Source organism: Cronbergia sp. UHCC 0137 (assembly GCF_034932285.1).
Classification (GTDB): domain Bacteria; phylum Cyanobacteriota; class Cyanobacteriia; order Cyanobacteriales; family Nostocaceae; genus Cronbergia.
The window spans coordinates 24,052-33,051 of sequence record NZ_JAYGHC010000031.1 but is presented as its reverse complement, the minus strand read 5'-3'; the positions used below and the strand labels follow the sequence as shown (position 1 = coordinate 33,051).

At 39.7% G+C, this 9,000-nt stretch carries 12 protein-coding genes; 5 read left to right on the top strand and 7 right to left on the bottom strand.

Features of this window, described 5'->3' with window-relative positions; translation table 11 throughout:
• Positions 1–310: 310 nt before the first annotated feature.
• The 3 genes from VB711_RS16620 to VB711_RS16610 all read left to right on the top strand — a co-directional run bounded on the left by VB711_RS16620 (position 311) and on the right by VB711_RS16610 (position 1,050).
• Positions 311–505, top strand: a complete 195-nt coding sequence (locus VB711_RS16620; protein ID WP_323287283.1) for a hypothetical protein — start codon at positions 311–313, stop codon at positions 503–505.
• Positions 506–694: 189 nt separating this feature from the next.
• A complete protein-coding gene (locus VB711_RS16615; protein WP_323287282.1) occupies positions 695–907 on the top strand; it encodes a hypothetical protein in 213 nt (70 codons plus the stop codon).
• Positions 904–1,050 carry a hypothetical protein gene (locus VB711_RS16610; protein ID WP_323287281.1) on the top strand — a complete coding sequence of 49 codons (147 nt, stop codon included), beginning with the start codon at positions 904–906 and terminating at the stop codon, positions 1,048–1,050. Before VB711_RS16615 ends, VB711_RS16610 begins: the two co-directional genes overlap by 4 nt.
• Positions 1,051–1,295: 245 nt before the next feature.
• On the opposite strand, the gene VB711_RS16605 is transcribed toward VB711_RS16610, so the two are convergent.
• The 3 genes from VB711_RS16605 to VB711_RS16595 all read right to left on the bottom strand — a co-directional run bounded on the left by VB711_RS16605 (position 1,296) and on the right by VB711_RS16595 (position 2,614).
• Positions 1,296–1,586, bottom strand: coding sequence for a hypothetical protein (locus tag VB711_RS16605; RefSeq protein ID WP_323287280.1), 291 nt, complete (start codon positions 1,584–1,586; stop codon positions 1,296–1,298).
• Between the two features lie 64 nt (positions 1,587–1,650).
• Positions 1,651–1,863 (bottom strand): type II toxin-antitoxin system HicB family antitoxin, encoded by a 213-nt coding sequence (locus VB711_RS16600; protein WP_323287279.1) that lies wholly within the window; start codon positions 1,861–1,863, stop codon positions 1,651–1,653.
• A 157-nt stretch (positions 1,864–2,020) separates the two neighbouring features.
• Entirely contained in the window at positions 2,021–2,614 is a 594-nt protein-coding gene (locus VB711_RS16595; RefSeq protein ID WP_323287278.1) for a tetratricopeptide repeat protein, read from the bottom strand.
• 373 nt (positions 2,615–2,987) lie between these two features.
• Between VB711_RS16595 and VB711_RS16590 the strand changes: the two genes are divergently transcribed.
• The gene (locus tag VB711_RS16590; RefSeq protein WP_323287277.1) at positions 2,988–3,590 is read left to right on the top strand and encodes a Uma2 family endonuclease; all 603 of its coding nucleotides are present in this window, start codon (positions 2,988–2,990) and stop codon (positions 3,588–3,590) included.
• A 95-nt stretch (positions 3,591–3,685) separates the two neighbouring features.
• Here VB711_RS16590 and glgP read toward each other — a convergent pair whose 3' ends face one another.
• Complete coding sequence (gene glgP / locus VB711_RS16585; RefSeq protein ID WP_323287276.1) at positions 3,686–6,250, bottom strand: alpha-glucan family phosphorylase; 2,565 nt, start codon at positions 6,248–6,250, stop codon at positions 3,686–3,688.
• A gap of 403 nt (positions 6,251–6,653) precedes the next feature.
• Entirely contained in the window at positions 6,654–7,058 is a 405-nt protein-coding gene (locus VB711_RS16580; protein WP_323287275.1) for an Npun_F0494 family protein, read from the bottom strand.
• Between the two features lie 128 nt (positions 7,059–7,186).
• Between VB711_RS16580 and VB711_RS16575 the strand changes: the two genes are divergently transcribed.
• Positions 7,187–7,624 (top strand): peroxiredoxin, encoded by a 438-nt coding sequence (locus VB711_RS16575; protein WP_323287274.1) that lies wholly within the window; start codon positions 7,187–7,189, stop codon positions 7,622–7,624.
• Between the two features lie 40 nt (positions 7,625–7,664).
• Here VB711_RS16575 and VB711_RS16570 read toward each other — a convergent pair whose 3' ends face one another.
• Both VB711_RS16570 and VB711_RS16565 read right to left on the bottom strand, forming a co-directional pair.
• Complete coding sequence (locus VB711_RS16570) at positions 7,665–8,042, bottom strand: hypothetical protein (RefSeq protein ID WP_323287272.1); 378 nt, start codon at positions 8,040–8,042, stop codon at positions 7,665–7,667.
• Between the two features lie 29 nt (positions 8,043–8,071).
• Complete coding sequence (locus VB711_RS16565; RefSeq protein WP_323287321.1) at positions 8,072–8,959, bottom strand: ABC transporter permease; 888 nt, start codon at positions 8,957–8,959, stop codon at positions 8,072–8,074.
• Positions 8,960–9,000: the final 41 nt, after the last annotated feature.

Below are 9,000 nucleotides of genomic sequence, written 5' to 3'. Positions count from 1 at the left end.
TTAGGAGTTACACATTGACAAAATCTATTACATAAGGATTATGGATTTTATCTCTTGTAGGGTGCGTCAGACCCGATAATTTAGCATTGAACAGATTTTCTCTATCTGACGCACAGCACTAATAGGCGATTCCAAAAGGTTGAGTTAAAAATTTGTTCTTCTTATTTCTCTGTGTCCTCTGCGCCTCTGTGGTTCGTTTTATACCAATCATCAACCTCAACTAGATAACTAGCAACTTGAGTTAATAGTTGCGCTAATCCAATAATCTGGTTAGCAGAAGCTACTAATAATATTGTACAACGAGGAGAAAATGACCCCAATTGAACTATATAGAAAAGGATTCCAAGCTCTCGTAGATGCTTTAGGATATGTTGATGCTATCAGATTTATTCGTCAATTTGATAATGGTAGTGGAGACTATACAGAAGAACGTCATCAATGGTTAGATAATGTAACAATAGATGAAATACTAGCCGATATTAAGAAACATCAAGAAACTATCTAGGGGAAAAAGATAAATAGGTTTAGACAAAGATTTATCTGCTGAAGAAATATAAGCTATTTCTAGGGTGCGTTGTCTGTCGGTAGATGTTTTCATGTTGGTTAAAGAATTAGATTTTGGATTTTATTTGTGCAAAATAGATATGTTATCCCAATATATTGTATAATTAACTATGTAGCTCGCTGATAAAATATGCAAGATACCCTAACCATTGCTATTACCCCAGAACTGAAAGCAGAACTTTTAGAAATTACCCAAACTGAAGGCATATCTGCTGATAGTTTAGTTGGTAAAGCTATTGAAGACTACATTTTTACACACAAATTCCGCGCATTGCGTTCTTACTTGATGCAAAAGAATGAAACAGTTTACACAGATGAAGAAATTTTTGAGATAATTTCATGAAGCTAGTTATACATACTAATGTTTTGATTGCTGCTTTTATTGCTAAAGGGATGTGTAGCACAGTTGTTAAACACTGTCTAATTGTGCATTCTCCGATTACTTCAGATTTTATTCTCAATGAATTACATGAAAAACTAAAATAGGTGAGGTATAAGAAGTCATTATTAAACGGAGATATTTTTGTACTTCTTTATCACAGGTTTATTCTTTATCAAGAATCAGACTAACACCACAGCGAATCGCTGCTTCTGCTAACCGATTATCAAGTGTTGCTAAGGTACAAATGCTTCATAATCTACCATCATTGCTAATATGGAATTAGCATAATCATTATTTTCGTCTACCAAACACCAGCTAATTGCTACCGAACAATCTAAAACAAACTGCATTAAAATCTTCGTCCTTCTTCAATCATTTCACGGATTATGTTTTTATCTAAACCTATTTCTTTTCTTAGTTGTTGCATTCTACTAATTGCGTCTTGAACTGATTTTTTAGTAGTAATTTTTCCCCAAGCGTTATGTTTGGGTAAACTTTCCTTAATTTTGGTAATTTCTACATTATCTAATGGCTGGATAACTACCAATACTTCTACAGATTTATCTTTAAAATCTGTATGAGTTTGGATTTGCAATATACCATCTGTGCCGATATGTGCCAGCAATTTCATTGTTTCCATTTTCTACCTTGATTTTTAGGTACGGGTCGCCAATTTCCGTATTTATTCATATATATATTACTACTTAAATTAAAACTTCAACTTCCTGAGCGATACTTGTAGGTTGAGGAATTGGTAAACCTGACTCTATTAAACCTTCTATATGAAATTCTATGGCTTCAATAATCATTTGTTGGACTTCTACTAATGTTTCAGCCACAGCTATACAACCGGGTAAGTCGGGAACATAAGCACCATAGCTAGTATCTCCTTTTTCAATTACTACTGTATAAAGCATTGTTTGTAATGATTCTGGTTTCTAATTAATAATTACTTGTTTGATTCCTGGGATTCTATTTAATAAAACAGCGATAATTTTAGGTTAATCTCCTAATTCTCTAAGTTAATCTCTATTTTAAACTTTTTCCTTTTTATTTTCTATTTTTTCCTTCCCATCATCCTCCTAGTTCTCTAATCCTATCGCGAGATTTGTTATACCATTTCGTATTCCCCTGCTGTTGATAGAGTTCCGCCGCCTTCCGAAAATCTGCCAATGCTTCTTGTTTTTGTTTTTTGATTAAACCGCGATTGTAGTAAGCATTAGCAAAATCAGGCTTGAGGCGGATGGCTTCGTTGTAGTCGGTGATCGCTCCCTGTCTGTCTCCTAAGTCATCCTTCGCATTACCGCGATTGTAGTAAGCATAATCATCATCAGGCTTGATGCGGATGGCTTCGTTGTAGTCGGCGATCGCTCCCTGTTTGTCTCCTAAGTCAGACTTTGCATTACCGCGATTGTTGTAAGCATCAGCATCATCAGGATTGAGGCGGATGGCTTCGTTGTAGTCGGCGATCGCTCCCTGTTTGTCTCCTGAGTTATATTTATCTATGCCGCGATTGTAGTAATCCTCGGCAGACATTGCTTGCGCTAACTTAGGACTGATTTCCTGTAATAATTCTGAGCGATTAAAAGTCTCGGCTCGAACAGATGTTTCTTTTCCTACAGAAATTACAGACACCAAGGCAACGAGAACGAGAAAGTGCCAAGTCATAAATTTAAGCTCTCAGGATTTTTTCAATGACAAAATTTTAGCATGAAGATTTATGGAGTCAAATATTTGTTTACAATATCTAGCTGGCAAAATTCAAATCTAATTAAAGTAGCGATCGCTATGCTATACTTAGAAACAATTTGGCAGCGATCGTAATTATTGTTAAATTTTGGGTTAATTACAAGTATTTGGATAATCTGCAAAAGTAAAATCTAATTCAAGCAGCGATGCCATCAATGGCTGCAAATTTCAATTTTACTCAAGCACTGGTGTGTATGTGTTCTTTTTGCAATTAATTTCCATAATCGTAAACTCTACCTCCAGCAGAATTAAAAGTTACAATAAACCCAACATCACAAGACAATCTAAAATCATGACCTATACCCCAGTCAAACCACTCACCTTTGAGCAATTTTTAATTGAATATGGGGACAATACTCGCTATGAACTAATTGACGGAGAACTCAGAGACATGGAACCAACAGGACCCCATGAAGAAGTTGCTGGAAATATTGCCGGGAGAATTTATACAGAGATTATTCATCATAATTTAAACTGGTTAATTCCCAAAAATTGCTTAATTAAACCCCTCGCTACAGAAGCTACAGCACTCCGTCCAGATGTAATTGTCTTAGATAAAGCAAAACTTAATCAAGAACCACTTTGGCAAAAAGAACCAATAATTTGTCATGGTAATACTATTAAATTGGTTGCTGAAGTTGTGAGTACAAATTGGCAAGATGATTATGCCAGAAAGATAGAAGAATATGCCTTTTTAGAAATACCTGAATATTGGATTGTAGACTTTCGGGCATTAGGTGGAATACAATTTATTGGTAATCCCAAACAACCTACATTCACAATTTGTCAATTAATTAATGGGGTCTATCAACAAGAAAAATATCGTTTAGCAGATAGTATTTTTTCTCCTCTATTTCCAGATTTAAAACTTAAATTAGATGATATTATGCCATGAAATTGTAGGTGAGATAGATAGCGATCGCATAAAAAAAGGCGTTGCTAACCTTAAATCAGCAACACCCAATTTGGAGTAATAACTACTCACTAATTTTATTCAGCCCAAGCGATTAATCTGGGTTCGTAAGGATTAGCTAAGTATTGATTTTGGGGCAATACACGTAAAGACAAGCCTTGTAAACCAGAGGTGGTATAGGTGATATTTGCTGTATAGATACTTAATCCTTGGTCATCAGATCCTTGATAATCCATGACCACAGGTATAGCATCGACAATATCACCATTAGCGTCTATTGAACCTTGGTATAGTTCAACCCGGACATCATTATTTGTCAAAGTTGCTAAATCAACCTTGGCTTTAACACCAACAGTTTGATTAACTTCAATATCTGTTTCTGCGGAAACATCAATATCTTTGACTTTGATCTTAAACCATTGTTCACCTAACTTAGCTTTCCAATCTGCCAATTCTTTAGCTGGGGCATAATTTTCAGCAGTTAGGGTATGATAGCGATCGCTGGCCGAAAAATAAGCTCTTTGGGCATATTCTCGTACCATCCGCGCTGTATTAAAGAATGGACAATTTAAGCGAATCGCATCCTTCATTTTCGCTACCCACAATCTGGGTAAGCCATCATTATCCCGATTGTCATAAAATAGCGGTGCAACTTCCTTCTCGATCAAATCATAGAGGGCGTTAGCTTCCACTTCATCTTGGTAGTTAGGATCTTCGTAATTCTCACCGTGGCCAATTGCCCAACCAGTACGGACATAATCAGCCTCATCCCACCAACCATCCAGCACACTTAAATTTGGCAACCCATTCATCGCTGCCTTCATGCCACTTGTACCAGAAGCTTCACGGGGACGACGGGGTGTATTTAACCACACATCGCAACCAGCCACCATCAACCGGGCAATGTGAATGTCATAGTTAGGGACAAACACCACCTGTTTTTCTAAATGGTGTTCATGGATAAAGTGATTGATATCGCGGATCAATTCCTTGCCGGGGATATCTTTGGGATGTGCCTTTCCAGCAATCACAAACTGGACTTTGCGGTGTTTATTACCGAGTAAAATCTGCTTGATCCGGTTTAAATCCCGCATCCACAGAGTAGCACGTTTGTAGGTTGCAAAACGACGGGCGAAACCAATAGTTAAGACATTGGGATCAAGGACTTCTTGGGCTTGGAGAATTTCTGAGGCTGAAGCACCGCGATCGCGCAAATGTTTAACCAAATGCTCCCGCACATATAGTACCATATCCAAACGGCAGCGTTCGTGATTACGCCACAACTCCTCATCGGGGATCGCATCCATCCTTTCCCACAACTGACTATCTGGGGGTGCTGAAGACCAATTTGGACCCAAATAGCGATCGTATAACTCCTGAGTTGACTTAGCAACACAACTGCGGGCATGAACACCATTTGTAATAGCCGTAATTGGAACTTCCTCCACAGGCACTTTGTTCCATAAACCTTGGAACATTTGCCGTGATACCACACCATGCAACTGTGCCACACCATTAGAAAATGTGGCCATCTTCAAGGCTAACACCGCCATACTGAAAGGCCCAGATAAATCCCCAGTATTTTCTCGTCCCAGTCCTAAAAATTGTTCCTTGGGCAAACCAAAGATATCTGCATAATAACCCAGATAATAGAGCATCTTGTCAGGTGGGAACAAATCAATCCCCGCCGGTACAGGTGTGTGGGTAGTAAAGACATTACTAGAAGCCACAACCTGTTTAGCTTGGGCATAATTTAGCCCCTCTTCCTGAATCAACAGCCGAATCCGTTCCAAGGAAGAAAAGGCCGCGTGACCTTCATTCATGTGGTAAGTAGTGACTTCATAACCCAACGCCTTGAGCATTTGCACCCCACCGATCCCCAGCATGATTTCCTGGTGGATACGCATATCAAGATCGCCACCATATAGCTGATCAGTGATATCGTGGTCGTAAGCCTTATTTGGTTCAATATTGGTGTCTAGCATATACAAGGGTACGGTTCCCACCTGCACACGCCATACCCTAGCGTACACCTTGCGTCCTGGATAATCTACCGCAATCTTTAGTTCAGAACCATCAGGATTGCGTTCTAGATGCAAGGGCATATTATAGAAATCATTGATGGGGTAGCGTTCTTGCTGCCAACCATCAGCATTGAGATATTGGGCAAAATAGCCTTGCTGGTACAGTAAACCCACACCAACCAAAGGTAATCCTAAATCACTAGCAGATTTGAGGTGATCCCCTGCTAAAACACCCAAACCTCCTGAATAGACAGGTAAACAATCTACCAGTCCAAATTCAGCGGAGAAATAAGCGTAACATTCCTTGGGCTTTTGGCTGCGTTGTTTTTGATACCAAGTTCTTTCCTGTAAATAATCTTCTAATTGGCGAGCGGCTCGATCCATTTGTGCCAGAAAGCCTTCATCTTCGACAACTTCCAAAAGTCGTTCTTGACTGATAGTTCCTAGCATTAACACTGGGTTATGGCGGCTAGATTCCCACAAATCGGAATCCAATCGGCGAAATAGGTCTTTAGTCTCTACATTCCAATCCCAGTGAAGATTGTATGCTAGTTGCCGCATTGGTTCGAGTCGCTGCGGTAGTGAAGGGGAAACGTTAAATGTGCGAATTGGCTGCATTATTTTGGCGAAACTCCAAGTTTAGCTATGGTTATTGTTGACAAAATACCCTGGGGGTTTTATACGGAAATTGATCTTCTCCAGGCTGCAAAATTCTACACTAAAACACTTTCTCGATCTATGTTTTCTTAGGCTGATAAGAGAAGTTTAGGAAAATTTAATTATTTACCGAACCGTTAATATTGTAACAAATCTCTGAAGTTTACACACAAAATCCTGAGATTGCCTCCTGTTCCCTGTTCCCTGTTTCCTGTTCCTGGTCGGTGAGCGTAGTCGTAAAGCCTAACGGCATAGCTGACGCTTACCGCGAAGCGTGGCGTTAGCCATACCGCTGTTCCCTCTCTCAACGAATAAATTTAATTTTGTCCGACTACTTAGCTAATCAAACTTCAAAAATTATCCATTAAAAAGGTAGTCTGAGCCAACGAGTTATGGCATCATTGAAGCGATCGCTCCATGAGGGAGTGCGGCGATCTTTTGTTTGTAATTTTTCTATGACTTGATAACCAAGGGGAGTTAGACGATAACCGTCTGTAATTCCCTGTCCATCTACTTCTCGTCGCAGTAAGCCGACTTCGATTAGCCAACCTAAGATATTGTCACAGGCTAGTTCTGATAAGGGACGTTGAGTGTAACCTTGTTGTACACCTTTTTCGGTAGCGATCGCTCCCAGTGTTATACTCCGGGTTTTCATGGCTGTAAATAAACTCAGATTGAAGGGTGAACAGATTAGCGATCGCTCTGCTCTTTCTACTGTACTACGAGGATAGACAAAGGCTTTTGGGTTTGGTAAATCAACACTAGACATTTTTTCTGGGGGTAAATTTTGCTGATGATAGAAATAGATGGGAGTTTTTTTTGAGTTAATTATTTAATTATTGTAAATTATTGTAAAATTCAAGGTGCATCACGAATTTAAAACAGGAAAGGTGAAATATGCCCCTAGCAGTTGGTACAGTCGCACCTGCATTTACCACTAAAGACACTAACGGCAATTCAGTATCATTATCTGATTTTGCTGGTAAGACCGTAGTTTTATATTTCTATCCCAAAGACGATACACCGGGCTGCACCAAACAGGCTTGTAGTTTCCGCGATGCCCAATCTGACTATCATACTAAAGATGTAGTTGTCCTGGGAGTTAGTGCTGATGATGAAGCTTCCCATCAAGCATTTACAACCAAGTATAATCTTAATTTTCCCCTCTTAGCTGACACAGACAAAGCTCTGATTACAGCTTACGATGTCGATGGTGGTGGTTATGCCAAGCGCGTTACCTATGTCATCGACCCCAGTGGCAAAATCATTCACGTTGACGCTAGTGTTAGCACAGCTACCCATGCTGGTGATATTTTAGCAGCGCTAGGTTTCTAGTTCATATTTTTTAGGGGCCTATTCCAGCCCCTACTCCAACCTACTTATTAACGGGCAGAACAAGGTTAGAAGGTATATTTTCCCCAGATGTAGTACCTGGGTTTTGCTCTTTTGAACCTTCAAGTAACTTTTGTTGTCTAGCTTTAAAACCTGCTGCTGCTTCGTCTAATTGTTGTTTTTGTTGATTAGAATCCCAGTTGATAGTTCCGAAATTTGCGCGGTGAATGACATTAAAAAGACTAAAATCGCTGGAATTGGGATTAGACAAAAAATCACTGTTGCGGTCTGAGTCTAAAGGAGAGAATGTTTGAGTAGATTCGTCGGCTAAACTGGAAGATACTCCGAAAAAGCAAGTTAAGCTAATTCCGGCTAAAGTAGCCAACAGGATCTTGTTTACTGGTAAAAATGGTTTTTTCATGGAAAGGTGCCTCAAAACTAGACAAAATCCTAAGCAAGAGTTTTCTTTAATCGGGGTTGAATACTAAGTAAAGCAACCAAAGCAAAACCCAGTAATACTAGGAATGCACCGACAAAGGTAACATCACCCCAAAAAGCGTGCATTACAACATCACCCAAACCCCAATTACTATGTAAATAGAGATAGCGAATGGGTTCAATGGCGTAACTGAGAGGGTTGAGAGTGGCGACAACCTGCAACCAATCAGGCATAAAAGATAATGGTGCTAAGGCGGTGCTGGCGAATAATAGGGGTAGATTAGTTACAAATATTACAGCAATTAGTTCAATATGTCCAGGGAGGGTAAAAGCCAAACCCAGGGAAATGGCCGTGACACCCAAAGCCAGAAGAAATACAATCAGAGCGATCGCACTCAACCCTGTCACATCTGGTAAACCAGCCCCTAAAAACGCTGCTGCTGCCACAATTACCGCCGCTTGGAGCAAACTTTGGCTAATAATGAAAATAGCAGAAGCAAAGACAATTGAGAAGCGAGAAGCTAAAGGTGCAACCAACAACCGATTTAAAAAGCCAAATTCCCTGTCAAACATTACAGGTAAACCAGCATTTAGCGCCCCAGCAAAAGCCGTAAAGACAATTACACCTGCTGCTAAAAATTGCCCGTAGTTTGACGTACTACCAAACAAACCCTTGGGGGCATTTTGGAACAAAGCACCAAACAAAACTAACCACATCACCGGCTGAATAATTCCCGCTACCAAAGCAGAAGGACGGCGTTGTAGTTGAATAAATAGACGACGAGTTAACGCCAATGTTTCTTGGATTATTTCCCCTAAGAAGCTGGGTGTAGTTTCGGTAACTACCCTAGATGAGGCTAATTGCTGCCAATTGATATCTGTTTTAGGAGTTACATTCATAACTTTTGGTGATTGGTAATGGGTAATGGGTAATGGGTAAT

Coding starts and splice junctions, on each gene's coding strand:
- VB711_RS16620 (WP_323287283.1), top strand. CDS start 311: ATGACCCCAATTGAACTATATAGAAAAGGATTCCAAGCTCTCGTAGAT.
- VB711_RS16615 (WP_323287282.1), top strand. CDS start 695: ATGCAAGATACCCTAACCATTGCTATTACCCCAGAACTGAAAGCAGAA.
- VB711_RS16610 (WP_323287281.1), top strand. CDS start 904: ATGAAGCTAGTTATACATACTAATGTTTTGATTGCTGCTTTTATTGCT.
- VB711_RS16605 (WP_323287280.1), bottom strand. CDS start 1,586: ATGGAAACAATGAAATTGCTGGCACATATCGGCACAGATGGTATATTG.
- VB711_RS16600 (WP_323287279.1), bottom strand. CDS start 1,863: ATGCTTTATACAGTAGTAATTGAAAAAGGAGATACTAGCTATGGTGCT.
- VB711_RS16595 (WP_323287278.1), bottom strand. CDS start 2,614: ATGACTTGGCACTTTCTCGTTCTCGTTGCCTTGGTGTCTGTAATTTCT.
- VB711_RS16590 (WP_323287277.1), top strand. CDS start 2,988: ATGACCTATACCCCAGTCAAACCACTCACCTTTGAGCAATTTTTAATT.
- glgP (WP_323287276.1), bottom strand. CDS start 6,250: ATGCAGCCAATTCGCACATTTAACGTTTCCCCTTCACTACCGCAGCGA.
- VB711_RS16580 (WP_323287275.1), bottom strand. CDS start 7,058: ATGTCTAGTGTTGATTTACCAAACCCAAAAGCCTTTGTCTATCCTCGT.
- VB711_RS16575 (WP_323287274.1), top strand. CDS start 7,187: ATGCCCCTAGCAGTTGGTACAGTCGCACCTGCATTTACCACTAAAGAC.
- VB711_RS16570 (WP_323287272.1), bottom strand. CDS start 8,042: ATGAAAAAACCATTTTTACCAGTAAACAAGATCCTGTTGGCTACTTTA.
- VB711_RS16565 (WP_323287321.1), bottom strand. CDS start 8,959: ATGAATGTAACTCCTAAAACAGATATCAATTGGCAGCAATTAGCCTCA.